This is a genomic window from Halomicrobium urmianum (assembly GCF_020217425.1).
Classification (GTDB): Archaea; Halobacteriota; Halobacteria; order Halobacteriales; family Haloarculaceae; genus Halomicrobium; species Halomicrobium urmianum.
The window spans coordinates 2,770,343-2,797,251 of record NZ_CP084090.1 but is presented as its reverse complement, the minus strand read 5'-3'; the positions used below and the strand labels follow the sequence as shown (position 1 = coordinate 2,797,251).

At 68.3% G+C, this 26,909-nt stretch carries 32 protein-coding genes; 17 read left to right on the top strand and 15 right to left on the bottom strand.

What is annotated here, in order from left to right; translation table 11 throughout:
* Positions 1-14: 14 nt before the first annotated feature.
* On the top strand, positions 15-527 hold the full coding sequence (locus LCY71_RS13910; protein ID WP_225333750.1) for a CinA family protein: 513 nt from the start codon (positions 15-17) through the stop codon (positions 525-527).
* Positions 528-614: 87 nt separating this feature from the next.
* Positions 615-1,118 (top strand): metal-dependent hydrolase, encoded by a 504-nt coding sequence (locus LCY71_RS13905; protein ID WP_225333749.1) that lies wholly within the window; start codon positions 615-617, stop codon positions 1,116-1,118.
* Here LCY71_RS13905 and LCY71_RS13900 read toward each other — a convergent pair.
* A complete protein-coding gene (locus LCY71_RS13900) occupies positions 1,115-1,894 on the bottom strand; it encodes a PHP domain-containing protein (RefSeq protein WP_225333748.1) in 780 nt (259 codons plus the stop codon). The genes LCY71_RS13905 and LCY71_RS13900 overlap by 4 nt on opposite strands.
* 113 nt (positions 1,895-2,007) lie before the next feature.
* Between LCY71_RS13900 and LCY71_RS13895 the strand changes: the two genes are divergently transcribed.
* A complete protein-coding gene (locus LCY71_RS13895) occupies positions 2,008-2,313 on the top strand; it encodes a DUF7565 family protein (protein ID WP_225333747.1) in 306 nt (101 codons plus the stop codon).
* 287 nt (positions 2,314-2,600) lie between these two features.
* On the opposite strand, the gene LCY71_RS13890 is transcribed toward LCY71_RS13895, so the two are convergent.
* From LCY71_RS13890 to LCY71_RS13870, 5 genes are all read right to left on the bottom strand, one after another.
* Complete coding sequence (locus LCY71_RS13890) at positions 2,601-3,038, bottom strand: transcription elongation factor Spt5 (RefSeq protein WP_225333746.1); 438 nt, start codon at positions 3,036-3,038, stop codon at positions 2,601-2,603.
* A gap of 3 nt (positions 3,039-3,041) precedes the next feature.
* Positions 3,042-3,221: a protein translocase SEC61 complex subunit gamma gene (locus tag LCY71_RS13885; RefSeq protein ID WP_225333745.1), complete on the bottom strand. Its 180-nt coding sequence runs from the start codon at positions 3,219-3,221 to the stop codon at positions 3,042-3,044.
* A 108-nt stretch (positions 3,222-3,329) separates the two neighbouring features.
* Positions 3,330-4,496 (bottom strand): cell division protein FtsZ, encoded by a 1,167-nt coding sequence (ftsZ, locus tag LCY71_RS13880; RefSeq protein WP_225333744.1) that lies wholly within the window; start codon positions 4,494-4,496, stop codon positions 3,330-3,332.
* 108 nt (positions 4,497-4,604) lie between these two features.
* A complete protein-coding gene (locus tag LCY71_RS13875) occupies positions 4,605-6,041 on the bottom strand; it encodes a D-aminoacyl-tRNA deacylase (RefSeq protein WP_225333743.1) in 1,437 nt (478 codons plus the stop codon).
* The gene (locus LCY71_RS13870) at positions 6,041-7,426 is read right to left on the bottom strand and encodes a calcium:cation antiporter family protein (protein ID WP_225333742.1); all 1,386 of its coding nucleotides are present in this window, start codon (positions 7,424-7,426) and stop codon (positions 6,041-6,043) included. Before LCY71_RS13870 ends, LCY71_RS13875 begins: the two co-directional genes overlap by 1 nt.
* A 140-nt stretch (positions 7,427-7,566) precedes the next feature.
* Between LCY71_RS13870 and LCY71_RS13865 the strand changes: the two genes are divergently transcribed.
* The 7 genes from LCY71_RS13865 to LCY71_RS13835 all read left to right on the top strand — a co-directional run bounded on the left by LCY71_RS13865 (position 7,567) and on the right by LCY71_RS13835 (position 13,328).
* Entirely contained in the window at positions 7,567-8,373 is an 807-nt protein-coding gene (locus tag LCY71_RS13865) for a shikimate dehydrogenase (protein ID WP_225335919.1), read from the top strand.
* Positions 8,374-8,398: 25 nt separating this feature from the next.
* A complete protein-coding gene (locus LCY71_RS13860) occupies positions 8,399-9,037 on the top strand; it encodes a helix-hairpin-helix domain-containing protein (RefSeq protein ID WP_225333741.1) in 639 nt (212 codons plus the stop codon).
* Between the two features lie 98 nt (positions 9,038-9,135).
* Positions 9,136-10,611, top strand: a complete 1,476-nt coding sequence (gene pabB, locus LCY71_RS13855; protein WP_225333740.1) for an aminodeoxychorismate synthase, component I — start codon at positions 9,136-9,138, stop codon at positions 10,609-10,611.
* The gene (locus LCY71_RS13850; RefSeq protein WP_225333739.1) at positions 10,608-11,255 is read left to right on the top strand and encodes an anthranilate synthase component II; all 648 of its coding nucleotides are present in this window, start codon (positions 10,608-10,610) and stop codon (positions 11,253-11,255) included. The genes pabB and LCY71_RS13850 overlap by 4 nt, the downstream gene beginning before the upstream one ends.
* On the top strand, positions 11,240-12,115 hold the full coding sequence (locus LCY71_RS13845; RefSeq protein ID WP_225333738.1) for an aminotransferase class IV: 876 nt from the start codon (positions 11,240-11,242) through the stop codon (positions 12,113-12,115). Before LCY71_RS13850 ends, LCY71_RS13845 begins: the two co-directional genes overlap by 16 nt.
* Positions 12,116-12,169: 54 nt before the next feature.
* Positions 12,170-12,850 (top strand): DUF420 domain-containing protein, encoded by a 681-nt coding sequence (locus tag LCY71_RS13840; protein WP_225333737.1) that lies wholly within the window; start codon positions 12,170-12,172, stop codon positions 12,848-12,850.
* 28 nt (positions 12,851-12,878) lie between these two features.
* Positions 12,879-13,328, top strand: coding sequence for a Rieske (2Fe-2S) protein (locus LCY71_RS13835; protein WP_225333736.1), 450 nt, complete (start codon positions 12,879-12,881; stop codon positions 13,326-13,328).
* A gap of 26 nt (positions 13,329-13,354) precedes the next feature.
* Here LCY71_RS13835 and LCY71_RS13830 read toward each other — a convergent pair whose 3' ends face one another.
* Positions 13,355-13,645, bottom strand: a complete 291-nt coding sequence (locus tag LCY71_RS13830; protein WP_225333735.1) for a transcriptional regulator — start codon at positions 13,643-13,645, stop codon at positions 13,355-13,357.
* A 172-nt stretch (positions 13,646-13,817) separates the two neighbouring features.
* Positions 13,818-14,462 (bottom strand): FAD-binding oxidoreductase, encoded by a 645-nt coding sequence (locus LCY71_RS13825; RefSeq protein WP_225333734.1) that lies wholly within the window; start codon positions 14,460-14,462, stop codon positions 13,818-13,820.
* Between the two features lie 168 nt (positions 14,463-14,630).
* Here LCY71_RS13825 and LCY71_RS13820 point away from each other — a divergent pair, with 168 nt between their 5' ends.
* Entirely contained in the window at positions 14,631-16,394 is a 1,764-nt protein-coding gene (locus LCY71_RS13820; protein WP_225333733.1) for a 2-oxoacid:acceptor oxidoreductase subunit alpha, read from the top strand.
* On the top strand, positions 16,391-17,254 hold the full coding sequence (locus tag LCY71_RS13815) for a 2-oxoacid:ferredoxin oxidoreductase subunit beta (protein WP_225333732.1): 864 nt from the start codon (positions 16,391-16,393) through the stop codon (positions 17,252-17,254). The genes LCY71_RS13820 and LCY71_RS13815 overlap by 4 nt, the downstream gene beginning before the upstream one ends.
* A gap of 345 nt (positions 17,255-17,599) precedes the next feature.
* On the opposite strand, the gene LCY71_RS13810 is transcribed toward LCY71_RS13815, so the two are convergent.
* Positions 17,600-17,875 carry a hypothetical protein gene (locus tag LCY71_RS13810; RefSeq protein WP_225333731.1) on the bottom strand — a complete coding sequence of 92 codons (276 nt, stop codon included), beginning with the start codon at positions 17,873-17,875 and terminating at the stop codon, positions 17,600-17,602.
* A 327-nt stretch (positions 17,876-18,202) separates the two neighbouring features.
* Here LCY71_RS13810 and LCY71_RS13805 point away from each other — a divergent pair, with 327 nt between their 5' ends.
* A complete protein-coding gene (locus LCY71_RS13805; protein ID WP_225333730.1) occupies positions 18,203-18,604 on the top strand; it encodes a carboxymuconolactone decarboxylase family protein in 402 nt (133 codons plus the stop codon).
* Between the two features lie 122 nt (positions 18,605-18,726).
* The gene (locus LCY71_RS13800; protein ID WP_225333729.1) at positions 18,727-19,380 is read left to right on the top strand and encodes a hypothetical protein; all 654 of its coding nucleotides are present in this window, start codon (positions 18,727-18,729) and stop codon (positions 19,378-19,380) included.
* 30 nt (positions 19,381-19,410) lie between these two features.
* Here the strand turns inward: LCY71_RS13800 and LCY71_RS13795 are convergent, their stop codons facing one another.
* On the bottom strand, positions 19,411-20,571 hold the full coding sequence (locus tag LCY71_RS13795; protein ID WP_225333728.1) for a hypothetical protein: 1,161 nt from the start codon (positions 20,569-20,571) through the stop codon (positions 19,411-19,413).
* 159 nt (positions 20,572-20,730) lie between these two features.
* Here LCY71_RS13795 and LCY71_RS13790 point away from each other — a divergent pair, with 159 nt between their 5' ends.
* From LCY71_RS13790 to LCY71_RS13780, 3 genes are all read left to right on the top strand, one after another.
* A complete protein-coding gene (locus LCY71_RS13790) occupies positions 20,731-21,960 on the top strand; it encodes a digeranylgeranylglycerophospholipid reductase (protein ID WP_225333727.1) in 1,230 nt (409 codons plus the stop codon).
* A 127-nt stretch (positions 21,961-22,087) separates the two neighbouring features.
* Entirely contained in the window at positions 22,088-22,825 is a 738-nt protein-coding gene (locus LCY71_RS13785; protein ID WP_225333726.1) for an NAD(+)/NADH kinase, read from the top strand.
* A gap of 42 nt (positions 22,826-22,867) precedes the next feature.
* Positions 22,868-23,329, top strand: a complete 462-nt coding sequence (locus LCY71_RS13780; protein WP_225333725.1) for a DUF7313 family protein — start codon at positions 22,868-22,870, stop codon at positions 23,327-23,329.
* Positions 23,330-23,740: 411 nt separating this feature from the next.
* Here LCY71_RS13780 and LCY71_RS13775 read toward each other — a convergent pair whose 3' ends face one another.
* The 5 genes from LCY71_RS13775 to LCY71_RS13755 form a co-directional block, all read right to left on the bottom strand.
* A complete protein-coding gene (locus LCY71_RS13775) occupies positions 23,741-24,013 on the bottom strand; it encodes a DUF7314 family protein (RefSeq protein WP_225333724.1) in 273 nt (90 codons plus the stop codon).
* Positions 24,006-24,302: a DUF7315 family membrane protein gene (locus tag LCY71_RS13770; RefSeq protein ID WP_225333723.1), complete on the bottom strand. Its 297-nt coding sequence runs from the start codon at positions 24,300-24,302 to the stop codon at positions 24,006-24,008. Before LCY71_RS13770 ends, LCY71_RS13775 begins: the two co-directional genes overlap by 8 nt.
* A gap of 178 nt (positions 24,303-24,480) precedes the next feature.
* Positions 24,481-25,248 carry a cytochrome b family protein gene (locus tag LCY71_RS13765; RefSeq protein ID WP_225333722.1) on the bottom strand — a complete coding sequence of 256 codons (768 nt, stop codon included), beginning with the start codon at positions 25,246-25,248 and terminating at the stop codon, positions 24,481-24,483.
* Positions 25,249-25,250: 2 nt separating this feature from the next.
* Positions 25,251-26,054 (bottom strand): cytochrome b, encoded by an 804-nt coding sequence (locus LCY71_RS13760; protein ID WP_225333721.1) that lies wholly within the window; start codon positions 26,052-26,054, stop codon positions 25,251-25,253.
* A 3-nt stretch (positions 26,055-26,057) separates the two neighbouring features.
* Complete coding sequence (locus LCY71_RS13755) at positions 26,058-26,909, bottom strand: Rieske (2Fe-2S) protein (protein WP_225333720.1); 852 nt, start codon at positions 26,907-26,909, stop codon at positions 26,058-26,060.

The following is a 26,909-nucleotide window of genomic DNA, read 5'->3' as shown; positions in this document are numbered from 1 at the left end:
CCCTACCGGCGCACATGACCGACGACGAGGGCGCGCCCGTCGAGGAGCGCGTCGGGGTGGCGCTACGCGAGGCCGACGACACGCTCGCGGTGGCCGAGTCTTGTACCGGCGGGCTGATCGGGTCGCTGGTGACCGACGTCCCGGGATCGAGCGACTACTTCGACCGCTCGGTCGTGACTTACTCCTACGACGCCAAGCGCGACCTGCTGGCCGTCGCCCGGGAGGCGCTGGACGACCACGGCGCCGTCAGCGAACCCGTGGCCCGCCAGATGGCTCGCGGCGTGCGGGACACGGCCGACGCGACGTGGGGCGTGGCGACGACGGGCATCGCCGGTCCGACCGGCGGGACCGAGGAGACGCCCGTGGGGACCGCGTACGTCGCGGTCGCGCACGCCGCGCCCTGGGGCAGCGGGGACTCGCGGACGGCGGTCCAGCGTTACGAGTTCGACGGCGACCGGACGACGGTCAAGGAGCGAATCGCACGGCAGGCCCTGTCCGACCTGCTGGACGCGGTCGAGAACTGGTAGCCGGACGGCGACGAACTCGGTCGCATCACACCGCCGTCAGGCAACGAGTGGGTAGCGTTTTCACCACCGAGTGCCACGCTTCCGGTGATGAACAAACGCGGGCACGTCCTCAACGCCGTTCTCCTGAGCGTCGGGGTGGGGTACGTCCTGGAACCGTCCGGCGACGTCGTGACCTTCGTCACGATCGCCGAGGTCCTCGTGCCGATCGTCCTCGGGGCGCTGTTCCCCGACGTGGACACCGCCTTCGGCCGCCACCGGAAGACGCTGCACAACCTGCCGGTACTGCTGATCGTGGCCGCCTATCCCTACTACTTCGGCAACCTCGAGTGGGTGTGGCTGGGCGTGCTCACCCACTACGTCCTCGACATCGTCGGCTCTCGGCGTGGCATCGCGCTGTTCTACCCGCTCTGGGACCAGGAGTACGGCTTCCCGACCGGCGTCACCACCTCCAGCGACCGCGCTGAGACCGTCACCGTCCTGATCACGGGACTCGAACTGGCCGGCCTGGCCGTGCTGATCCACGTCCTCCCGGCCTACGTCCCGCCCGAGGCCGCGCAGACGTTCCAGACCCTCCAGAGCCTCCTCGCCTAGTACACCTTCACGTCGTCGAACCGGCCCTGGTAGGCGACGTGGTCGGGGTGTGTCGCCTCGGTCCCCTGGAGGAACAGGCGGTCGATCTTTTCCCAGGAGTTCTCGTAGCCGAGGTGTCCGAACTCCAGCGCGCAGCGAAGGCGGTGCTCGACGCCCCCGCGGTGAAAGACGCGCCGGGGCGCGTCGGCCCGCAGCGCCGCCGCCAGGTCGCCGACCGTCTCGAACGACTCCTCGAACGTCGTCCAGGCCTCCCCGACGGTCCCGCGCAGGTGCGCGTACGACGACGCGAACGGCGGTAAGTCGAACGCCGCGGACAGCGACTTCGCCCGCTCGTTGTGGTGAAGCAAGTGCTTCGGGTTGTACACCTCGACGGCGTCGATCCGGTCCCGGTGTCGCTTGATCTCACCTGTGTCGAGACTGACCGTCAGGAACTCCGGATGCGGGACGAGGACGGCGGCGCCCTGCCGCTCCAGTTCGTCCATGGTCGCGTCCAGGGTGAGGAAGTCGGGGACGGGGTCGTCCAGCCCCACCGCGAGGACGTGCCGGCGGTGCTGCCACGACCCCGTGAACAGTTCCCGGGCCGGGAACACGCGCAGTTCGTCGTCGGAGTGCCGTTCGGCCTCACGCCGGATCTCCGGCAGGCGCGTGAAGTGGGGCGCGTACACCAGCGCGTCGAGGCCCCGGGCCTTGGCCCGCTCGACGACGGACTCGTCCAGCACTTTCGCGTGCACGTCGACGCGAAAACCCTCGTCGGTCCCGGACTGCTCGTCGCTCACGCCAGCCTCTATCCCCACAGCGGAGTTAGTGGTTTCCATTCTAGCGACGGACGCGCCGACGCTCTGCGCCGCGGGGAGAACGCTTTTAACCCGCCCTATCCTGCCAACTGACGATGCCACGCTGGGAGTGCGCGATAGACGGCGACGGGGAGGTATTCGACAGAGTCGAGGACCTCATCGTCCACCAGTCGACCGACCACGACCGCATCGAGTGCAAGGTCTGCGGTGCGGTCCTCCCCGACGGCTACTTCGCCATCCGGCACGCCTTCGACGAGCACAGCCGCGCGGAGTACGTCCGGGCCTACGACGCCGACGCCTCGGAGGTCCGTCGCCGGGAGAACGCCAAGGAGACCATCGAGGAGGTCGCCGACATCCGGGAGGTCATCGACCGGCTCGAGGGCGGCGACGGATCCATCTGACCCGCTCTCTCAGATCCACTGAAACAGCCGGACGAGGTCCGCGTAGTCCGGTTCTCCGTTTCCGCTGTAGTCCTCGTAGAGCCCGTTCTATCAGGAGTCACGCTGCTACCTCCATCGGGCCCCTCGCGCGCTCGGAGAGCGCGCTGCGGGAACCCCTCCTCGAAAAACGCGGTCCTCGTGAGGGAAGCGAACGACGGTTCGGGAGAGCGAAGCTCTCCCGGTGGCCAAAAGGCGGAACGCGCCACAGGCGCGTTCCGTGAACCGCGCTCCCTTCGGTCGCGCGAATGCTACCGCTCTTCGCTGTCCAGAACCCGGATCTGGTCACCGCGGACGGTCACCGGAATCGGGACAGTCGCCTCGTACAGCTCCACCGTCACCTGGTCCTTGCCCTCGTCGATGCGCTGGACCTGCGCCTTCTCGCCCTTGAACGGGCCGGCGATGAGCTCGACGATGTCGCCCTCGGCGATGCCCTCGACGTCGGGCTTGGGCGAGAGGAAGTGCTCGACCTCCGAGATGGAGGACTCGCCGGGGACCACGCCGTTGGCGTGGGGGATCTCGTCGAGGATGCGCTCGAAGACGCTCTCGTCGTCCGCCTCGACCATGACGTAGCTGGTCAGTGAGTCCGGCGCGAGGGCGGCGTGGATCGACGGCTCCTCGCGGTTGATGATCATCTCCGCGACGGTGCGTTCCTGGCTGGCCGTGGTCTTGACTGCGTAGATGCCCATGGGTTACGCGGGAGTGCTGCCGGGGACGAAGTTCATCAGCACGAAGATGACGAAACCGATCAGGCCGACGAGCACGATACCGGCGCCGGCGATGAGGGCGACCCGGGAGAACTCCTCCCAGGACGGCGTGCTCGCCAGCTTGAGCACGCGCACGTACGAGGTCAGGTCGTAGGGTACGTCCATGCGACCCGGTTTGCGACCCGGGCTTTTCTATATTGTGATGGCTGACTGCCCGGTGCGGTCGGCGACGCGTCTCAGAGAACGTAGAAAGGAGAAGAACCGCGACGGGCGTTACTCCACGTAGTCGATGTCGTCGCCGAGCTGCTGGGCGGCCTGCTCCTGCTCGGCCTCGCTCTGGCCGTAGATCTGCGGGCTGTCGACGCCGGTGACGACGATCATCGTCTCCATCTTGCCCTCGAAGTCCTGGTTGACGGAGGCGCCCCAGATGATGCGGGCGTCGGGGTCGATCCGGTCGTAGATCTCCTCGACGACGCCCTCGGCCTCCTCGATGGCCATGTCGGGACCGCCGACGACGTTGACCAGCGCGGAGTTTGCGCCGTCGAACTCGACGTCCAGCAGCGGCGAGCGCAGCGCGGAGCGGATGGAGTCCTGGGCCTTGTTCTCGGAGTCGGACTCGCCGAGGCCGATCATGGCGACGCCGCCGTTCTCCATGATCGTGCGGACGTCGGCGAAGTCGACGTTGACGAGGCCGGGCTTGGTGATCAGTTCGGTCATGCCCTTGACCGAGCGCATGAGGACGCGGTCGCAGATCTTGAAGGCGTCCTGCAGCGGCATCGAGGGAGCGTAATCGAGAAGGCGGTCGTTGGGCACGACGATGACGGTGTCGGAGACGGCACGCAGGCGCTCGAGGCCGGCGTCGGCGTTGGCGCGGCGGCGCTCGCCCTCGGCGGTGAAGGGGATAGTGACGATGGAGATGGTCAGCGCGCCGGCCTCCTGGGCGGCCTGCGCGACGACGGGGGCGGCGCCGGTGCCGGTGCCGCCGCCGAGCCCGGCGGTGACGAACACCATGTCCGAGCCGTCGATGGACTGCTGGATGTCCTCGATGTTCTCCTGGGCGGCCTCCTCGCCGATCTTCGGGACCGAGCCCGCACCGCGGCCGCCGGTGCGCTTGCGGCCGATGAGGATCTTCGTGTCGGCCTTGACCTCGTCGGCGAGGTGCTGGGCGTCAGTGTTGGCGGCGACGAGCTTGGCGCCGTGGATGCCCTCCTCCATCATCCGGGTGACCGTGTTGCCGCCGGCGCCGCCACAGCCGACCACGGTGATCTTCGTCTCGAGGTCCTTGACGACGTCCGCCAGCTCGTCGTCGGTCATCGTCCCGGACGTGTTGACGTCCTCGCGCGCGTCGTCGGTGCTAGCCTCGCCTTTCTCCGGCGACGAGGCCGGCTCCCCTCGCTCCTCCTCGGCCTCGTCGATGGCGTCGTCTATAATCGAGTCCATAATTTAACCGCCGATAACGGACGAACCATTAAGAGCTTTCCCCTGCTCGTCTGACGACCGTCTGACTCCGTCACCGCGCCGGAGTGCGGGTAACGATCGATTACCCGTTCAATCCCGGAGCGTAAAACGGCGCTCCCGCTCGCGGGTCACGTCGGCCGGCCGGACCGCCTCGCCGTCGACCTCGACCGGTTCGCCCGCGGAGAGCCGGCCGAACTTCGGTCCCTCCGGGACGCCGCGCTGGCGTGCGAGGTCCGGATCGAACGCGGTTTCGCGGGCGAGCACGGCGTCGCCGTCCCGCTCGACGGCGTCGTACTTCCGCCGGAGGAGGTCGGCGAGCGCGTCGACCACGTCGTCGACGTCGCCTTCGTCCGCGAGCGCGAGGGGACCGACCGGACGCGTCCCGTTGTCGTCCGTCACGAAGGCGAGCGCCGTCTCCGCTACCGCGTCGCGGGCTGCGTCCCGGTCGATCCCCGCCGCCTCGTCGAGGAGGTCGCCGTCAGCGGGGACGACTGCGAACTCCTCCGGCGCGTCGGGGTCGCGTCCGATACCATCGGAGTCCGCTGCGTCTACGCGAGCGCGCTCGCCGAACCGCAGGCCCTCGTCGACCGGCGCGACGGCCGACTCCAGTCGCTCGACGAGGCCCAGCGGGACGCCCGTCGTCTCCCGCACCCACGTCTCGCCGACGACCTCGTACCCCAGCTCCTGGACGACTTCCCGGAGGTCCGACCCGTCGCCGTCGAGGAGCGCGCGGTCGGCCGCACTCGCCTCGAAGGCCCGCTCGATCACGTCGGTGTTCTCACGCGGGTCGCCCATGTCGTCGAGCCCCCAGTCCGGGGCGACGTGGCCGACCGACCAGTCGGTCTCCCGCACGACGCGCTCGAAGCGCGCCGCGTAGTGGCCGCCGCCGAGGCCGACGAGGTGGCGGCGGGACCCGTTCTCGTGAGCCCCCGAACGAGAGCTCGTGGGACTCCGTCCCACGGCGTTTTCTCGGGGCGCGTCGGGCGGGACGTCCGCGAGGTCGAGGATGGCTCGGGCGACGGCTCGCGCCGCTCCGGGGTCGCGCCACTCGTCCTCGCCGCTGCCGACCTCGACGAACATCGACGGGACGCCCACGTCGCTGGGGCCGTGGTGTGTCGCCTCCATCCCGACCTCGTAGCCGTCGGGCGCGTGCTCGGCCAGCGCGTTGACGACGCGCCGATGCGCGTAGGGGCAGGCGCGCGCCAGCGCCCCGTCCTCGCCGCCGTACTCGGCCGGTCCGAAGTTCCCCGTGTGGTGGGCGGTCAGCAGCGGGCCGGTCTCGCCGGCGTGGCGCGACGCAAAGACCAGCAAGTCCGGGTCCGAGAAGGCGTCTGCGGGGTCGTCGAGGTAGATGTGCAGCTTCTCGAAGGTCCGCAGTTCGACGCCGTCGCGGCGGTAGACGGTCCCGCCGCCGTCGGCTGGCGGTCGGTCGTCGTCGGTCCCCTCCCGCCAGTCGGCGACGTCGAGCAACTGCTCGCCGATGCGCTCGGAGGCCTCGTCCGCCTCGGAGACGACGACGGCGAGCATCAGTCGGCGAACTCCTCGTGGACCGGCTCTCGGCCGAACGCCGTCCGCGCGGCGTCGGCGGCGAGCCCGAGCATCGTCTTCAGCGCGTCACGACGGGCGACGAACAGGGCCGTCCCGAGGACGCCGTACAGACCGGCGTACGCGAGCAGCAGATCGTGAGAGGACAGCGGCAACACGATCAGATCCCGTATGAGCAGGAACTCGAGCAGGACCTGCGAGACGAACAGGACGAACAGGACGACGGCCTCGCGGACGCTGATCTCGAAGTTGACCAGCAGCGCCAGCGCGAAGTACGACTGTGCAGCCGTAATCCAGATCTCGGCGGACTGCCTCGCGTCGAACGGGAGCACGCTGTAGCTGCCGAGCGACAGCGAGTAGACGACCGCCAGCGTCCCGATCAGCAGCGTCCACTGGTTGAGCTTCGAGGAGATCAGGGCGTTGAACCCGGCCGTCGAGCGGGCCTTGTTCACGAGGACGACCACGACGATCAGCTCCGGGGATTCGCTGGCCAGCGGCGCGATCCACTGGATCATGAAGAAGGAGGGGATCCCCGCCTGGAGGCCGATCTCCTCCAGGCCGTGCGCGAACGGCTCGACGGCGGTGAAGATCATCGCGCCCGAGTAGAAGAACAGGAAGAGGACCGCGAACTGGCGCAGCGGCGTCTCCCACGACTGGAGGTAGTGGGGGACGCCCACGTGTTCCTCGCCGGCCTCGATGTCGCCCTTGATGATGATCCCGATGTAGGCGACGTACAGCCCGACGAGGAAGGCCGTATCGACGGCCCCGATGCCGCCGCCCAGCGGGACGAGGAAGGCCCAGCCGGTCGCGAGGAAGAGGAAGGCGACCTCGGTGGCGATGTCCCGGTCGAGCCGGACGGCGTCGGCGAGCACGCCGTCGCGGTCGATCACGGCGGGATCCCGTGTCTGCGCCGCCCGCCAGACGGTGAACAGGGCGATGCCCGCCCAGCCGATCCCGATGAGGATGCGGTTGGCGCCGGTCATGTTGGCGACGGCGAGGTTGGCGCTGTGACAGGCCTCAGCCAGCGGCGTCGCCCCGGCCTCGATCTCCGCGGGCGTCAGTTGCGAACAGGCCTCGATCGTTGCACCGCCGGCACCGGCATTCCAGGCGTAGAGGGCGTCGACGGCGTACTCCGGGGCGACCGCAAGCACCGCGAGCACGGCGATGGCGAACGCTCGCGGGACGTCCTTCTCCGCCGTCTCGGCACCCCACGCGAGCAGGAACGATGCCCCCAGGACGGCGATGCCACTGACGGCGACGGTCGAGACGGCCCCGAGGGTCGTGCCCGACAGGAAGACGGCGACCCAGCCGGCCGTCAGCGCGAACGCCGCGCCGAGCAACGTAAGTGGGTGGCTAAGGCGACTCACTATGCGGTGTCGCAGCACCGGTCGGGGTGAAAATCTTGCGAAGTCGTCAAAGTAACCGCGCCGTATCCGTCGTTCAGTCCCCGAGCGGCCGTCCGGCGGGAGCCGACGTGTTAATGTCGGCGGCGGCCGGCCTGCCGGACATGGACGTCTACGGCCTCATCGGCAACCCGGTCGAACACTCGCTGTCGCCGCCCATGCACGAGGCGGCCTACGAGGAACTCGGACTGGACGCGCGCTACGTCACGCTCGAACCCGCGGAAGACGCCGGCGCCGCGGCAGTCGAGAGCGCTGCGACGCTGGGCGTCGCCGGCCTCAACGTGACGATCCCCTTCAAGCAGGCCGTGCTCGACGCGGTCGAACTGGACCCGCTGGCCGAGCGCATCGGCGCGGTCAACACGGTCGACCTGACCGGCGAGGAGCCCCGCGGGTACAACACGGACGCGGTCGGGGCGGTCAGGGCGCTGAAGCACCACGACGCGGCCGTCGAGGGCGACGCGGTCGTGGTCGGTGCCGGCGGCGCGGGGCGGGCGGTCGCCTTCGGCCTCGCCGACGAGGGGATGGACGTGGCCGTTGCCAACCGGACGGTCGAGACGGCCGAATCCCTCGCGGAGGAGGTCCCCGGCGCGACCGGCCACGGGCTGGACGCGCTGCCGGACCTGCTGGCGGGTGCCGACGTGCTGGTCAACTGCACGAGCGTGGGCATGGAGGAGGATCGATCGCCGGTGCCGGCGGACGCGCTTCACGGGAACCTCGCGGTGCTGGACGCGGTGTACGCGCCCGTTAAGACGAGATTACTCCGGGACGCCGAGACTGCTGGCGCCCGGACGGTGGACGGCGCGTGGATGCTGCTCTTCCAGGGCGTCGAGGCCTTCGAGATCTGGACCGGCCAGGAGGCCCCGGTGGCGGCCATGAACGACGCCCTACGCGACGGACTGAAACAACATTAAGTGTCGGCGCCAAATAGGTCACGGTATGGGTCTGCTTGAGAAACTGAAGGCCGCGCTGGGACTCGACGGGGAGCGGTCGGCGGGCTCGGGGGGCTCGTCGACCGGTGACACGGGGGTCACCGTCGAGCGAGAACCCTCGACCGAGTCCGAGAACGCGGTCAAGGGAACCGAGGCGGGGGCGTCGGGGTCGACCGTCGGGACCAGTTCGGAGACGGGAGACGAACCGACCGCCGCACCCGCCACCGGGTCGGTCGGCGCGGAGACCGACTCCGACGCCGGGTCGGCCGGATCCGGTGCCGATATCGTTCAGGAGGGCGAGTCCGACGCGGCGGCCGATACTGACGACGGGTCCGAGACCGACGCCGAACCGGAGTCGACCGCCGGAACCGAGTTCGTGGACGAAGCGGAACCGGAATCCGAGGACGAGGAGGAATCCGAATCCGAAAGCGAAGCGGAACCGGAATCCGACGCCGACGAGGCGTCGGACAGCCCGCCGGTCACGGAGATCAACGGCATCGGACCGGCCTACGGCGACCGACTGAACAACGTCGGCGTCGAGACCGTCGCCGAGCTGGCCGCCGCCGACGCGGCGGAGCTCGCGTCCCAGACCGACCTCTCCGAGACGCGCATCTCCGGCTGGATCGAACAGGCCGAGGAGTTCTGACCGACCTCTCCCGTCTCGACCGCTCGTCGATCGGCGTCGCCGGTCGCTGCGGGTTTTAACCGCAAGGGAATTAGTCGCGGCACGCTACAGGTCGCGTAATGCCGACAGTCGTCACGGAGCGGGCCGCCTTCCTCGACGCCGTCGAGGGCGCCCCGGTCGGGGCTCGCGTGCCGGTCGAGGTTCGGGTCGACGTCGATGACCCCTTCGCCGCCTACCGCCGGGCCCGCGACGGGGACGGGGCCGGCGGCGTCTACCTGGCCACGACCGGAGACCAGTCCGGGTGGGGGTACTTCGCGACGGCACCGGCGTCGTTCACGGAGGTGCGCTCCGCGGAGGGCGGGACGCTCGCGACGCTGGCCGACGCCGTCGCCGACGAGACGCTCGTGCGGGGGGACTGCGACGTGCCCTACCCCTGCGGCGCGGTGGGGTGGCTCTCCTACGACGTCGCACGCGAACTCGAGGACCTGCCTGAGTCGGCCGTCTACGACCGGGCGCTCCCCCGCCTGCAACTGGCCACCTACGACCGGATGGCCGCGTGGGAGGAGCCCCGGGGCGACGAAGTCACGCTCCGGGTGACGGCCTGTCCGCGCGTCGACGAGCTCGACCGTCCCGGCGTCGCCTACGAGTTCGGGAAGCAACACGCGCTGGAGTTCGCCCGCGCGGCGGTCGAGGGCGACCCCGTCGTCGACGACCCGCCGGTCGACGCCGAGACCGCCGAGTTCGAGAGCGACTGCACGCGCGAGGCCTACGCCGACCGCGTCCGGGCGGTCAGGGAGTACGTCCGCGAGGGCGACACCTTCCAGGCGAACGTTTCCCAGCGGCTAGTCGCCCCCGCCGCAGTCCACCCCGTCGAGGCGTTCGACGCGCTCCGCGAGGTCAATCCCGCGCCGTACTCCGCGCTCGTGGAGTTCCCCGGCGTCGACCTCGTCAGCGCGAGCCCGGAACTCCTGCTGGAGCGCGAGGGCGACCGGGTCGCTACGGAGCCCATCGCCGGGACGCGACCGCGCGGCGAGACGTCCGAAGCGGACGAGCGACTCGAATCGGAACTGCTGGACGACGAGAAGGAGCGGGCCGAGCACGCGATGCTGGTCGACCTGGAGCGCAACGACCTCGGGAAGGTCTCCGAGTTCGGCTCCGTCGAGGTCACCGACTACCGCCGCGTCGACCGCTACTCGGAGGTGATGCACCTCGTCTCGAAGGTCGAGGGCCGCCTACGCGAGGGGGCGGACCTGACCGACGCCGTCGCCGCCGTCTTCCCGGGCGGCACGATCACGGGCGCGCCAAAGCCCCGGACGATGGAGATCATCGACGAACTCGAGTCGACCCGTCGCGGCCCCTACACCGGCTCCGTCGGCCTGTTCGGCTTCGACGACCGGGCGACGCTGAACATCCTGATCCGGACGCTCGTGCGCTACGAGTCCCGCTATTACCTCCGCGTGGGCGCGGGGATCGTCCACGACTCCGTCCCGGAGCGGGAGTACGAGGAGACGCTAGCGAAGGGCCGGGCGCTGATCGCCGCGGTGGACGAGGCGCTCGGGGAGCGGACTGACCTGACCGTGGAGGGACAGCGATGAACGGTACGGACGGCTCCGGCGCCGCATCCGGCCCTGACCTCGCCCCGACGATCCTGGTCGTCGACAACTACGACTCGTTCGCGTACAACCTCGTCCAGTACGTCGGCGAGGTGGTCGAGCGACTCGGCGGCGGCGAGGAGAACGTGGTCGTCCACCGCAACGACGCCGTCGACGTCGGCGGAATCCGGGATCTCGATCCGGACGGCGTCGTCGTCTCGCCCGGCCCCGGCACGCCGGCGGAAGCCGGCGTCTCGATGCCCGTCTTCGAGGAGCTGACCTATCCGACGCTGGGCGTCTGTCTCGGCCACCAGGCGCTGTGCGCCGCCAGCGGGGCCGCCGTCGGCCACGCCGAGGCGGTCGTCCACGGCAAGTCCTCGCAGGTGGCTCACGACGGCGAGGGCGTCTTCGAGGGCCTCCCCGAACCGCTAGAGGTCGGGCGCTATCACTCGCTGGCGGTGGAGCGCGCGGAGCTGCCCGACGCGCTGGCGGAGACGGCCTACACCGAAGACGAAGACAGCGTCGTCATGGGCGTCCGCCACCGCGAGCGACCGCACGTCGGCGTCCAGTTCCACCCGGAGAGCATCCTGACCGACGCGGGCAAACAGCTGGTCGAGAACTTCTGCCTGCTATGCAATACCACGTGAACGGCGACCTCGTGCCCGCCGACGAGGCGACGGTGTCCGTCCGCGACCGGGGGTTCATGTACGGCGACGCCGCCTTCGAGACGCTGCGCGCGTACGGCGGCGCGCCCTTCGAGTGGGACGCCCACCGCGCGCGCCTCCAGCGGACCGCGGAGACGCTGGGCTTCGGCGACGCGGTCCCGGACGACCTCCGCGAGCGCGTCGACGAGACGCTGGCCGCCAACGACCTCTCGGAGGCGTACGTCCGCCTGTCTGTCACGCGGGGCGTCCAGCCGGGGAAGCTCACCCCGGACGAGAACGTCGATCCGACTGTGGTCGTCGTCGTCAAAGCACTCCCCCGCGGCGGCCGCGACGGCGAGTCGGTCTGGGACGAACCGGCGGACGTCCAGACGGTCAAGACCCGACGGATCCCCGGCGAGGCGCTCCCGGCGGACGCGAAGACCCACAACTACCTGAACGGGATCCTCGGCCGCCTCGAACTTCGACGAGCCGCGACTGCGGAGTTCAGCGCGGACGAGTGCCTGATGCGGGACGTCGACGGCACCGTCGTCGAGGGCGCGACGAGCAACCTCTTCTTCGTCACCGAGAACGGCCTCCGGACGCCGAGCGAGGACCTGGACCTGCTGCCCGGCGTGACCCGCTCGGTCGTGATGGACCTCGCGTGGGAGGAGGAGTTCCCCGTCGAGACGGGCCACTACTCCGTCGACGCCGTCCGCGAGGCCGACGAGGCCTTCCTCACCAACTCCATCTGGGAGATCAGACCCATCTCGACCGTGGACGGCATCGAGGTGGGCGCCGGCCCGATGACGAAGCTCCTCACGCGGCTGTTCGACGAGCGCGTCGAGGAGCGCCACTACGACTGAAATCTCCGTGCGTGGATCGAAAAGCGAAACACGGAGGCCCGCACAGAGACTGTAATGGCAGTCGCAGACCGCCTCCAGTCGCGCGCTCGCGCCCGACCGCGGCTGGTCACGGCAGTCCTGTCGGCGGTGGGGTACCTCCTCGTAGTCGTCGCGTTCACCGACGTCGTCCCGCTCCCGACGATCAGCGACGACGCGGTGATCCTGCTCGGTGACGCCATCGCGGTCGTCAACGCCTGCGCGCTGGCGTCCATCCTGGTCGGCGTCTCCTTCATCCGCAACGACGACGTCGAGCGCCACCGAACGGCCATGCTGGCGGCGTTCACGCTGATCCTGCTCTTTCTCGCCCTGTACCTGACGAAGGTCGGCGGCGGCTTCGAGAAGGAGATCGAGGCGACGGGCCTCGTCTGGGGCGCGTACATCGCCATGCTGGCGGTCCACGTCGTCCTGTCGGCCGTCTCCGTCCCCGTCGTCCTCCACGCGGTCGTGCTCGGTCTGACGCACACGCCGGCAGAACTCCGGGAGACGGCCCACGCCCGCGTCGGCCGGATCGCCGTCGTCGCCTGGGGCGTGAGCCTCTTTCTCGGACTGGTGACCTACGTGATGCTGAACCACGTCTACGGGTGGCACCCGCGGGGCGCGGCGCTCCTGCTCGTCGCAGCGCCACGCGCCGCTGGTCTCCCCGGACTCGACAGAATCAGCGACGTGGTGCCGGACCTGGGGAAACCGCGGAATTGAAGCCACGCCGGCCGCTACGGAGGCGCAGATGGACGCAGACAGCCGGATCGTCGGGCGTGAAGACGTCCCCGAGGGTGGGACCGTGCTGTTCTCCGTGACTGACTGCGACGGTGAACAGGAGGCGGTCTTGCTGGACCTGGCCGACGGCATCGCCGCCTTCGAGAACTACTGTCCGCACTGGCGCGACGTCCGCCTGGACACCGGTTCCGGCGCAACCGTCCGCAACGACGAGATCGTCTGCGAGAAGCACGGCGCCACCTTCGAGACCGACAGCGGCTACTGCAACTTCGGTCCCTGCGAGGGGGCCGTCCTCTCGGAGATCGACGTCGAGGCGGTCGACGGCGCCGTCTACCTGACCGACGACGACTACGAGTTCGCCGGTCTCGGCCCCGCGGAGGACGACGACCACGGCCCCGACGGCGACGGCGGCCGTGGGAACCGCTCTGGCGGCGGCCGCATCGGCTTCGGCGGCGTCTGAGCGCGCGCCGTCAAGTCGGCCCTGGTTCAGTCGATCCGGTAGGTCGGCTCGCTCACGCTCTCGCTCTTGCACTCCGGACAGCGACTGGGCAGGTTCGTCAGGTCGTCGAAGTCCCCGAACCCGCAGTCATCGCAGGTCGGCGGCGCCACCAGCACCTGCTCGTCGGTGGACTCGAGGGACTGTGAGATGTGCTCCACGTGGCTCAGCGCCTCGCCGGACCGGACGTCGAACTCGCGAGCGATGGCACTGACGGGGAGTGCCTCCTCGCGCAGACGGTCGGCGATGCGCTGGCGCGTCGTCCGACTTGCCTCGCGCATGCCAGCAGTTGGCAGGGCTCGCCTATATGTTTTGTCGCGGGACGGTGCGGCGACGCCGTGCGGTTCCAGCACGAGCATACCGCGCGAGCGCCGTCGGTGCTCGCGAGGTCGTTTTTCGCGAACGTTTTTGCGAGGGGGGGTCGCCGGAGGCGACCCCCTGAAGTAAAAAGGTTCAGCCGAAGTTCTCGATCTTCGCGCCCTCGGCGTCGCCGCCGGCGGCCGTTGCGGCGTCGGTGGCGGCGTCGACGAAGTCGGCGAAGCCGTAGACGAACAGCTGGGAGTCGGCGTCGGCGGCGGCCAGCGCGTCGGCGGTGGCGGCGTCGAGGCTCTGATCGGCGTCGAGGAGGCGGACGAACGCACCTCGGTCTTCGAGCACGTCGAGCCGAGCCTCGTGCATGGGCTCGTCGTCGCGATACACGACGGCGGCCTCGTTGCCCTCGTCGAGAGCGCGCTCGGCGATGCCGACGGCGGGGCCGACGCCGGGGCCGCCCGCGAGGACGACGGCGAAGGGCTCGCCATCGTAGTAGTCGTTGCCGAAGGGGCCGGAGACGGTCAGTTCGTCGCCGGCCGCGAGGTCGGCTAGGATCGGGGCCACGGTACCGTCGGGGTCGATGCCGACCGTAATCTCGAAGGTGTCGTCGACGTCGGGCGAGGAGATCGTGTAGAAGCGCGACTCGGCCTCGCCGTCGACCTCGAAGGTGAGCTTCACGAACTGGCCGGGGTCGGCGTCGAACTCGACGGGCGACTCGACGTCGATGGCCACGGCGTCGGGGCCGACGTCGCGGACCGCGGCGACGCGACACGGTGTGTCGTCCATGTTCGGCCGTTGGGTCAAGTGGGGGAAGGTGGTTTCGGTCACCGCCTGAAAATTGGTACTGGGTTGCGAGTAAATCCGTGGCCGAAAATGCGGCAAAACCCGCTCTTTGCTGGGGTTCGGCCGGTATACAGAAGGTTTTTCCATCGGCGACGGATACCACGCTCTAGAATGCCCGACGACCTCAACTGGGCCATCGGCGGCGAGGCCGGCGATGGGATCGACTCCACCGGGAAAATCTTCGCCCAGGCACTCTCGCGGGCAGGTCGACACGTCTTCACGTCCAAGGACTTCGCGTCGCGCATCCGCGGCGGGTACACCGCGTACAAGGTCCGGACGTCCGTCGACCGCGTCGAGAGTGTCGTCGACAGACTCGACGTGCTGATCGCGCTCACCGAGCGGACCATCGACGAGAACATGGACGAGCTCCACGAGGGCTCGGTCATCATCTACGATGGGGAGCGGACCACGATGCAGAACGTGGAAATCCCCGACGAGATGATCGGCCTCGAGGTGCCGCTCCAGCGCCTGGCCGAGGAGGCCGGCGGTGCCATCATGGCCAACGTGGTCGCGCTCGGTGCCGCCTGCGAAGTGACGAACTTCCCCATCGAGAACCTCGACGAGTCGCTGGAGAAGCGCTTCGGCGACAAGGGCGAGGCCATCGTGGAGAACAACAAGGAGGCCGCCCGGAAGGGCCAGCAGTTCGTCCAGGAGGAATACGAGCAGGACGACTTCGGTTACGACATGGAGACGACCGACGAGGACTACGTCCTCCTCAACGGCGACCAGGCCATCGGCATGGGTGCCCTCGCCGCCGGCTGCCGGTTCTACTCGGGCTATCCCATCACCCCTGCAACGGACGTGATGGAGTACCTCACCGGCCGGATCGACCAGTACGGCGGCAAGGTCGTCCAGGCCGAGGACGAGCTCGCCGCGATCAACATGGCGCTGGGTGCGGCCCGCGCCGGCGCGCGCGCCATGACGGCCACCTCCGGGCCCGGTATCGACCTGATGACCGAGACGTTCGGCCTGGTCGCCCAGTCCGAGACGCCGCTGGTCATCTGCGACGTGATGCGCTCCGGTCCTTCGACCGGGATGCCGACCAAGCAGGAGCAGGGCGACCTCAACATGACGCTGTACGGCGGCCACGGCGAGATCCCGCGGTTCGTCGTCGCGCCCACGACGGTCTCGGAGTGCTTCTGGAAGACCGTCGAGGCGTTCAACTACGCGGAGAAGTACCAGACGCCGGTCTTCCTGGTCTCGGACCTCGCGATGGCGGTCACCGAGCAGACGTTCCCGCCCGAGGAGTTCGACATGGACGAGGTCGAGATCGAGCGCGGCAAGGTCGTCGACGAGGACGAACTCGACTCCTGGACCAACGAGAAGGGCCAGTTCCAGCCGCACTTCCCGGCCGCCGACGGCATCTCGCCGCGCGCGTTCCCTGGCACCGTCGACGGCGCGCACATGACGACCGGACTGGAGCACGACGCGCTCGGCCGCCGGACCGAGGACACGGAGATCCGTCAGGAGCAGGTCGAGAAGCGCCAGCAGAAGGTCGAGACTGCGCGCGAGGAGGAGGACTGGGACTACCGCGAGTACGGTAACCCCGACGCGGACACGCTCGTCATCTCCTGGGGTTCCAACGAGGGCGCCATGCGCGAGGGCCTGGCGTTCCTCGAGGAGGAGGACATCGACGTCCGCTTCATCTCGGTGCCCTACATCTTCCCGCGCCCGGACCTCAGCGAGGAGATCGAGGAGGCCGAGCAGACCATCGTCGTCGAGTGTAACGCCACCGGCCAGTTCGCCGACGTCATCGAGCACGACGTCCTCGAGCGGGTCGACCGCGTGAACAAGTACAACGGCGTGCGGTTCAAGGCCGACGAACTCGCAGAGGAAATCAAGGAGAAGATCTCCGAGGCGGAGGTTACAGCATGAGCTCAGACGTCAGATTCACGGACTTCAAGTCCGACAAGCAACCGACCTGGTGTCCCGGATGCGGCGACTTCGGGACGATGAACGGCATGATGAAGGCCCTGGCCGAGACCGGCAACAGCCCCGACGACACGTTCGTCGTCGCCGGCATCGGCTGTTCCGGCAAGATCGGGACCTACATGCACAGCTACGCGCTGCACGGGGTCCACGGTCGCGCGCTGCCGGTCGGCATCGGCGTCAAAATGGCCAACCCGAACCTCGAAGTGATGGTCGCCGGCGGCGACGGCGACGGCTACTCCATCGGGGCCGGCCACTTCATCCACGCCGTCCGCCGCAACGTCGACATGACCTACGTGGTCATGGACAACCGCATCTACGGCCTCACCAAGGGCCAGGCCTCGCCGACCTCGCGTGAGGACTTCGAGACCTCGACGACGCCCGAGGGCCCCCAGCAGCCCCCGGTCAACCCCAAGGCGCTCGCGCTGGCCGCGGGCGGCACCTTCATCGCCCAGTCGTTCTCCTCGAACTCCCAGCGCCACGCCGAACTGGTCCAGGAGGCCATCGAGCACGACGGGTTCGGCTTCGTGAACGTCTACTCGCCGTGCGTGACGTTCAACGACGTCGACACCTACGACTACTTCCGCGACACCATCGTCGACCTCGACGAAGAGGACCACGACCCGACCGACCGCGACGCGGCCAAGGAGAAGATCCTCGAGGCCGACAAGGAGTACCAGGGCGTCCTCTACAGGGACGACAACTCCGTGCCCTTCGAGCAGCGCGAGGGCATCGAGGAGAGCATGGCCGACATCCCCGACGGCGCGCCCGAGGACGCGATGGACCTGGTCCGCGAGTTCTACTAGACCACCTTTTTGCGGCGGGGGGTTTCCTCGCTCGCTTCGCTCGCTGCGGGAACCCCCGCTTGCAAAAACGTGGGCGAAAAACACCCGGACGCTCACCACGTTCGCGTCCAGTGAACCGCGCTCGCTTCGCTCGCGCGGATGCTTGTGACAGACGACAGCCTCCAATGTTCTACTTGGAACTACTACAGTACCTAATGGTATCGCAGATTACAATCTCACAGCAGATTTTTAATTCGGCTCAGAAACCCACCAGAAGCCTGCTCCGGTACCCGACGAAGTCGCTTATGGACGTCTTGACGGATTTCGGGGGTGAGCGTGGAGATACTCATCGAGGATCCACTTCGATCACGTTTTATCATATTTAAACACTGCCTCTAATCCACATTCGTCGACAATACATTTTCCACGGGCAAGCGCATCGACCTGTGACTGTTCGGTCCCTCCGTCGAGTGAAGCCGTGTCGTCGGTTACTATCACGTGATGCTCACCGTCATTACCCTGCTCTATCACGACACCCGAAGACTCTACTTCACCAAACCTTCCCAGACAATCCTCGCAGTAATGGTATTCTCCCTCCGCAGAATTATCTGTGAAGTCCCCGCAGCGAGCGCACTCTGCCATAGCCGATAACGCTTATCACCGGCTAATAGTGTTTGGGCGGACATAGCTGTCGAGGTTGTTAGTACGAGAAAAAGAGGGTGCGCGCAAGATAAGTTCGGTTACAATCTATCGTAATTATACGCGAGTGACAGCTGCCTCTGGTCATCACTGCACAAAATGGGACCCATAATGAAAGTGTCACTTCACATGAAGCCGTACAGCCAGTGACCAAGCTCTGTGGAGTGGACAACACCCTCCGACTACGGCTTTGTCCTTCGGTCGCGAAGGTACGCAATTGCCTCTCTCTGAATCTTCGCAGAGCGTGCAGATGGAGAGGCGGAGACAACCATGGTATCAGAGCAAACACAGCGAGAAATCGAGGACACACTCGGGCAGGTGCCCGACTGGATGGGCGTCCTCAGTGAGCCGGCGGCCGACCACAGCTGGGGCATCTTCCGCGACCTCCTGCTCGGCGAGACGGAACTGTCCGCGCGGGAGAAGGCGCTCGTCGGCGTGAGCGCGGCGGCCGTGATGAAGTGTCCCTACTGCACCTACTTCCACAAGGAGGAGGCGCGACTGGCGGGGATGACGGACGACGAGATCAAGGAGGCGGTGAACCTGGCCGGCGAGACGTCGTACTTCTCGACGCTGCTCCACGGCAACGAGGTCGACGAGGATCACTTCATCTCCGAGACGGACGAGGTCTTCGACTACGTCAGAGACCAGGAACCGGCACCGGCGGACGACTGACGTCCTCCTGTGTTACCGCTGCCCGGACCTTCGGTGACGCACTGACGCGGGGGGGGGGACTCCCGATTCCGGGGCGGCCCGGGCGGTCCTTTATCTTCGCGCCGGCCGAAGCAATTCCTGTCATGAGTGGACAACTTCACGACCGTACGCTCCACGAGTTACTCCACCGCGGACGCTACCTCTACCCGCCAGACGTCGTCAACGTCATCGAGCGCTTCCACACCGTCGAGGGGCCGGGCGTGCCGCGGACGCTCGTCACGGAGTACGTCGCGGAAGTGCTCCGGCGCCTCGGTCCGAGAGCGCCCTACACGCTCCAGCGCTTCGAGCGACTGCTCGACGGGCGCGTGACGGACCTCGACATGTGGGTCCCCCATGCGCTCTTCGAGGTCGCGCCCGGACGGGTGAGCGTCTATCCGGCCCGGTGGCACCGTGAACTCGCCGGCGTTCGCGACCCGGCCCCGTACGTCGACGTCATCAGGCAGGACCTCGCGGCCGCCCGGAGCGTCGGCCCGGACGGACCGCTGCCGGCGGTCCCGAAGGCCACGCTGGTCGAGGCGATGGTCGTCCTCGGCGACCTCGACCAGCCGACGGCGGCGAGCCTCGTCAGGGACGCGCGGCTCGACGGTCGAATCGTCGTCGAACCGTTCCAGAATCCGGAGGCGCTCGTGTGGCTCTCGGGCGCGGAGCCGTCGAAGCGGGCGACGCCGGCGGCCTCGGGCGCCGAGCGCCCCGTCGCGGACGGGCGTCCGGGGAGCGATCACCGACGCCGGGCGTAGCCCGTCTCGACCCTCCGATATCCACCGGTCCTACTTCGGCGCCCCGGGCAACACCTCGGGCTCGCCGGACCGGTAGATGTACTCCACCGCGACCCCCGTCAGCGGCGAGTCCGCGCGAGTGGCGTACTCCTTGGCGAGGTCGAGGTACTGCTCGGTGATGTCGACGACGCGGCGGTAGCCGGCCTCGTCGTCCGGCGCGAGCAGGTACTCGGCGGTGACGGGCGTCAACTGGCCCTCGCGACGGTCGTCCGCGTAGTCGTCGACGTCGTCGAGCCAGATCTGGGCGCCGATGATCGCGAGGACGATGGCCTTCGCGAAGTCGTCGCTGACGTCGAGGCCGGCCAACCGGTAGAGGTCGAGCATGCCGTCGTAGAGGACGCCGACGCGAGCGTACTGCGTCTTGAAGTAGGGCAGGTCGATCTCCGCATCGGAGAAGCCCTCCGGCGGCTCGTCGAAGTCGGCGAACTTGTACTGCTCGCGGACGTCCGGCAGGGAGTCCGTCTCGTCGTTCTCCGCGGCGGTCATCAGCGCCCGGAAGTGCTCGTCGCGATCCTGGTGGGCCTCGCTGTAGTCGACGGCCCACTGGTAGGTCTCTTCGACGACGGGCGGGAGGCCATCCAGCGTGGCCTGGAGGTCGGCCTGCAGGGCCTGCTGAGCGGTCTCGGCCACGCGGCGCATGTCGGCCCGGAAGTCGACCTCGAAGTCCTCGAACTCGTCGTCGTTGACGGCGTCGCGCATGTCGCCGTCGATTAGCGCCTCGATCGACAGGCGGGTCATCTGCTCGGCGCGGACGACGCGCTCGCGGGGCGACAGCGATTGGTCGGGCCCGAGTTCGAGGGCGTCCTCGCTGACCCCGGGGACGCCGGTGGCGATCCCGTCGGTCACGGGGTCGCCGTCGGCGTCCTGGCGGGCCTGGCGGTAGACGTAGCCGAGCGTCAGTTGCGCGGGCAGGACGAGCTTGGTGTCGTAGTCGAAGTCGACGGCCTCGCGATCGAACTCCTCGGCCAGCGCTCCCTCGACGATTGCGAACACGCCGTCGATCATCCGCTCGGTCCGGTCGTCGACTGCGCGTTTCAGCGCGAGGCTCCCGTAGTCGAACACGCCGGCGTCGGCGTAGTAGCCCAGCACCGCGCGCAGCGCCGTCGGGAGCCGCCCGCTGTCGGCGAGCCGCCCTGCACCTGTCTTGAGCATGTGATCCACCCGCGGGAATGCCCGCGTCCCCCGGTTCTGTGTTCGGGGGCGGCTTTACCCTTTCGAGAGGCAACTCGTCGCCGGGTACGTATCGGAAACGCATCACACCGGTGCGGTTAGTTCAGCAAGGTTGATTACGCGGAGGTGCCACCAGCGAGTATGCGCGACCGCTTTGACGTGGTGATCGCCGGGGCCGGGCCGGCCGGGGCCCAGTGTGCCCGGGACGTGGCCGCGAGAGGGTACGACGTCGTCGTCCTCGAGACCGAACCGGAAGACGAGTTCCCACGTCAGAGCAACAAATCGACCGCCGGCACCTTCCCGTCGATGATGGCGGCGTTCAACGTGCCCGACGACGTCGTCATGAACTACACCGACGACGTCGTCCTCGAGTCGCCCAACAACCACTTCGTCCGGGAACAGCCCGGCGCCGTCCTGGAGTTCGCGGACTTCAAGCGGTGGCTCGTCGCCGAGGGACGCGCGGAGGGCGCCGAGTACCGCTTCGACTCCCGCGTCTCCGCGCCCATCGTCGAGGACGGGTCGATCGCCGGCGTCCGCTACGACGGGGACGAGGAGGTGTACGGCGATATCATCGTCGACGCCACCGGGCCGTCAGCGCCTCTGGCGAAGGAGCTGGGCGTCACCGACCTCAGGCGCGAGCGCCAGGCCATCGGGATCGAGTACGAGCTGGAGGGCGTCGAGGTGGACCACCCCGACTACGCTGACCTCACGGACGCGATGATGCTGCGTCTGGACCACGACCTCGCGCCGGGCGGCTACTCCTGGATCTTCCACACCGGCGGCGACACGGCGAAGGTCGGGATCTGTTACATCCAGAACGACTCCCACCGCGAGTACGGCCGGGACGGGATGGCCATCGACGACTACCTCGAGTACTGGCTCGACCGGGATCCCCGGTTCGCCGACGCGACCCGTCTGGCGGGCAAGCAGCACCGCGGCTCGGCCCACATCCAGCCGCCGGGGTCGCTGAGTACGGACGGCTTCATGGCCATCGGCGACACCGTGCCGTCGATCGACCCGCTGTGGGGCGAGGGGATCCACAAGGGCATGAAGTCGGCCCGCGCGGCGGCTGCGACCGTCGACGCCTGTCTCACTGGCCAGCGTGACGTCTCGGCGGAGGCGGTGTCCGTCTACGACGACCTCTGGCACCGCGACGTCGCCCCGCGCGCCGAGACGCGCCTGCTGATGACCGACCTGCTGTACCTCGCGCCCAACGAGCGCTACGACCAGTTGATGGCCGATCTGCGGGCCGCCGCCGACGACACGCTCGCCGAGGTCAACAAGGGGAACAAGCTGGCGATGCGGAAGCTGCTGCACCTCGACGACCTGCCGATCCTCGCGCGGTACGTCCGCCAGCGACTGCGGGAGTGATACGGACTGTCGTAGCTGTGTTCGGGTTCGGTCGCCCGATGACGGGCGGCCATACCGGCACCGACCTACGACAGTCCGTCTGGATCGCTGTCGGGGCTTTTTTCTCCGCCGGGACGGACCCCGTGGTATGGACGAGCAGTCCGTGGTCGGCGTCGTCGGCGAAGCGCCGGGACTCGCCGACGCGCTCGAGGTGGCGGGCGCCGCGGTCGTCACGGGTGATCCCGAGACAGTCCTCTCGGCGGACCCGTCGATCGTCGTGGCCGTCGGTGAGCAGTCCGCGCTCGACGTCGCGTACCGGGCGCCGGGGACGCCGATCCTCCCCGTCGACGCCGGCCGCGGTCTCCGCTCGGTCCCCGTCGACGACCTGCCGGGCGTCGCCGACGCGCTCGCGGCCGGCGAGTGGGACGTCGAGCGCCACCCGCTGCTCGCTGTCGACCTGGGCGGCGAGCGCGTCGCGGAGGCGCTGACCGACGTGACGCTGGTCGCCGCGGAGGCCGCCCGCATCTCCGAGTTCTCGATCGCCGCCGGTGACGTCGACGTGGCCCAGGTCCGCGCCGACGGCGTCGTCGTCGCGACGCCGGCCGGCTCGACCGGCTACGCCCGCCGGATCGACGCGCCCGTGGTCGCGCCCGACACCGGCGTGGCCGCCGTAGCGCCCATCGCGCCCTTCGCCACCGACCCCGACCAGTGGGTCCTCCCGCTGGCCTCGCTGCGCTTGCGCGTCGAGCGCGACGAGGCCCCGGTGACGCTGGTGGCCGACGGCGAGGACGTGGCCTCGATCGGCGTCGACGATCCGATCGACCTCCGGCCGACTGGAGCCGTCGAGATTGCGGTAACGGCCGCCAGCGCGCCGCGCTTCCCGTAGCGATTGGAAAGACACTAATGGGCGTCGAACACAGAGTCGGGTATGCAGGCGTTCGTGAATCTGTTCGGGCCGCTCGATGCCCTGCTCGCACCGGAGGTGTTCGGGGGCGTCCGCGTCATCGAGTACGTCCTGCTCGCGCTCGTGCTCGCGAACTTCGTGACACGGAAGCTCGCCCACGACAACCACGTGCTGCAGTACCGCGAGGGCGGCGCCGCGGAGGTCAGCCGCTACCTCCCCCACGAGGTCATGAACGTGCTCCTCGTGCTCGCCTCGTTCTACTACACGACAGTCGAGCAGCACGGCGGCATCGTGCTCTCGATGCTCGTGCTGGGGCTGTTCCTCACCGACTTCTTCGAGTTCGAGTCCCGCAAGGTCGAGGCGCGCCGCGAGCTGGACCTCGAGCGGCCGAAGGCGTCGCTCGTCGCCGCCGTCCTCGTGCTCATGTACGCCGCCTTCCAGAGCATCTTCTGGCTCGTCCAGGGCTACTGGTCGGCGGTCGTCTGATCGCCGCCCTTCTCCGCTCGTCCCGTCCGGACCTGTCCGTCGATCTCTCGCGTCTCTCTCTCCTGCCAGTCTCTCTCGTCTCCCACTCGCCTCTCGCGCACGTCTCGACCGAGCGACTCCGAGGGGACGCCGTCGTCCGTCACCGGTTCCAGTTCGTTTCCGCGCCCGACGCCGTTCTCACGCCGTCATTGAGCCGACAGCGGCGCGCGGGAGAACCGGCCCGCGACGCTCCTTCCGGACGTCACGCCGTCGCGGATGGCTCACTGATAGGCGTCGATCCAGGGCGGCCGTCGGTCCGGAGACGGCCGGCGATTCGGAACTGACGCTCCTCGCTGCGTGTCCGCCTGAACGCTATCGGCACTCACAGTTGTCCGGTCGCGAAGAAGAAGCGGCCGATTCGGTCTCGCGGCGTTACTCCGACTGGCGGGCGGCCCACGCCTCGCGGGCCTCCTCGATCGCGGGGAGGAGCACCCAGAAGGTCAGGGCGCCGAGGATGGCGAACCAGAAGAAGGCGTCCATCAGGAAGAAGCCGATCTGGTCGTACACCGTCGGGTTCTCGACCGTGATCTCGGCCGTCAGCTGTCGCCCCTCGAAGTGGTGAGTGCGGTACCAGCCGGCCAGCGTCATCCAGCCCAGTCCGCCGACCATGAGGGCGCTCAGCCCCTTGATGAATTCGTCAGCCATTGTCGGATCCTTCGACAGCGTCGTCTTTAGACTTTCCCATTTCCGAAGTCCGGAATCGAGTCGAGAAGGCGTAGGTCGCCGCCCCGAGGACAATGACGGCGATGCCGGCCAGGGCCACGACGGGGTCGACTTCAGACGCCGGGAGCCGCGCGCGGTTCGTCGCCTCGTCGAGCAACACGAAGCCCCCGACGACGCAGACCACGGCGAACAACGTCGAGAAGACCGTCACGGCCTTGTAGACCCGCATCGGGACCTCTACCTCGCGCCCGCCGGGCCCGTCGTCTGTCATCGTCGGGTCTAGCGACCGGGCGTACTTTACTGCAGCGAGTCGGGACGGACGACCGCCTCGACGGTCTGCACGGGCAGCGAGACGCGGGAGTCAGCGGACGGCGACATCGATAACGGGCGGCGAGAACGGAGGGCGGAAAGCGACGCTGGATGCGGTTCGGGCGGTTCGGGGCTGCCGGTCACTTCGGTGGCCGAAGCCGGTAGTACCGCCGGTTGAGGTTGAACATGTACCCCTCCCGCATCGTCCGGAGCACGGCGTAGGTGATCGTGCCGGAGACCAGCGGGAGCAGGAACGTAATGTCCAGCAGGAGCGAGGCGCTCATCGGGATGAGGTTCTGGACGGACAGCGCGGCGATGGTCATGCTGAACACCACGCCGCCCATACCGATGGCGGCCCAGAACGGGTTCTCGACGGGGCGCCGCGCCGATCCCTTGTTCAGGAAGGGGACGATGGCGATGGCGCCGACGACGACCAGGTTCGCCAGCACGCCGTACATCCGGTCGGCCATCAGCTTCTGGCCGCCGAGGATGCTGAGCTGGGGGTTCAGCGGCGACAGCTTCAGCAGGCCGAACGACCAGTAGAGGTACCAGTCCGGCAGGATGATCTGCGGCGTCGTGTTGGCGTTGGCCGGGGCGGGCATCTCCGGCGGCAGCGCGGCCGACAGGAACAGGATCATCCCGACGAAGAACGTCGTCAGCGCCAGGTTGCGGATCATCTCGTGGGGCCAGGCCGGGAAGCCCAGCACGTCGCGCTCGACGTAGTCGGACTGCTGGCGCAGGTCCTGATCCTCGCGGCGGGCCCGCTCGAAGTACTCGTAGGTCAGCCGGGAGAGCCCCTGCGTGCGCTCCTTGCGCTCGCTCCACGTCGGGGTCTCGTCGTCCGGCGGGACGATGCCTGGACCGGATCCGTCGGTGCGGACGTCCTCGGAGTCTGTGTCGTCGGTCATGGTTAGTGGGGTTCAGCGATGCCTTGCATCCAGACGATGCCGATGTGGACCGCGATGATGGCGGTGGTGATGAAGGGCAGGAAGAACACGTGCAGGATGTACATCCGCATCAGCGTCGACTGCCCCAGCGTGAAGCCGCCGAATATGAGCTGTGCGACCCACTCGCCGATCAGCGGGATCGACAGCGCCATCTCGACGCCGATCTGGCCCGCCCAGTAGCTCAGCTGGCTCCAGGGCAGCAGGTAGCCCGTGTACCCGAAGACCATGGTCAGCGAGATCAGGACGATCCCGATGATCCAGTTGAGTTCGCGGGGCTCCTTGTACGCGCCCGTGAAGTAGACCCGCAGCATGTGCAGGAACACGGCGGCGACCATCACCTGGGCGGCCCAGCGGTGGACCGACCGCAGGAAGTAGCCCAGGTTGAGCTGGCCCATGATGAGCTGGACCGACTCGTAGGCGACGGTGACCGAGCCGTCGGAGGCCGCCGCGGCGGGGGCGTAGTAGAACCCCAGCAACGCGCCGGAGACGGCCGCGACGATGTACGCCAGCGTCGAGAACGACCCGAGCGCGTACAGCGGGTACCAGTACCAGAACTTGTTGTCGAGGTTGTACTGCTCGGTGTGGCTCTTGGGCATCTGGAGGTTGACCTTGTAGTACATGTCCTCGAGCAGCTCGAGGTAGTCAACCACCCGCAGCCGCTTGTCGAGCCACATCAGCGTCGTGAGGTAGATGGACTCCAGCGGCGTCAGGTCCCGGGACTCCATCCACGCGTCGCGGTCGTGTTCCTCCTTGCGTTCCAGGCTCATGGGTCAGTTGGGGCGCGGTAGCGCGGTGAAGGTTTTCAGGACGGGACTGAACGGGTCGTAGACGGACTGGTGACACTGGCAGTAGACGTCGTCGCCGGCGTCGTAGTTCTCGGCGCCCTCGTTCGTCTTCCAGCCGGGCACGCAGCAGAAGTGCGTGCACTTGTTCGTCCAGGCCATGAAGTCCTGCGCCGTAGCAGCGTCGATGAACTGCTGGACCTGGCCGGGCAGGTCGGAGAAGGGACCCTCTCCGTTGGCCATCTGGGTGACCCGCGGCGAGCGGAGGACCTGAACCGTGATCTTCGTGCTCGCCTCCTCGGACCGCCAGTTGGCGGTGGCGGGCTTGCCGACGCCGTCGGTCCCGATGCCGTTGCCCCACGACTCGTAGTCGTCGAACCAACTGACCTGTAGCGGAACGCCCGACTCCTGCTCCTCCTGCCAGGTGTAGGACGGCGAGGAGATGAAGGCGTTGTTCGCGTCCGCCTGGGGATCGACGCCCTGGGCCGACTGGAGCCCGCAGTACTGGAACCAGGCCGACGAGTAGGTGATCCCGCTCCCGCCGAAGTCCTCGGCGACGGCGAGGTCCTGTTCGGAGTTGTACTCGGGCCACACGCCGTACAGTTCCCCGTCCTGGATCTCCAGCGGGATGAGCGGCATCCCGCGAGGTGCCGGGCCGGCCGTGTTCTCGATGGCGACGTACTGCGTCTGTCCGCCGCCGGACCCGGCCTCCTGAGTGACCGTGTCGAGCGCTGCTGCGCCGCCGGCGCCGACGCTCGAGAGCGCCGCGCTGCCGACCACGCCCTTCACGAAGCGACGCCGTCCCGATTCTGCCGGATACTTGTCTTCGTCAACTGGCAT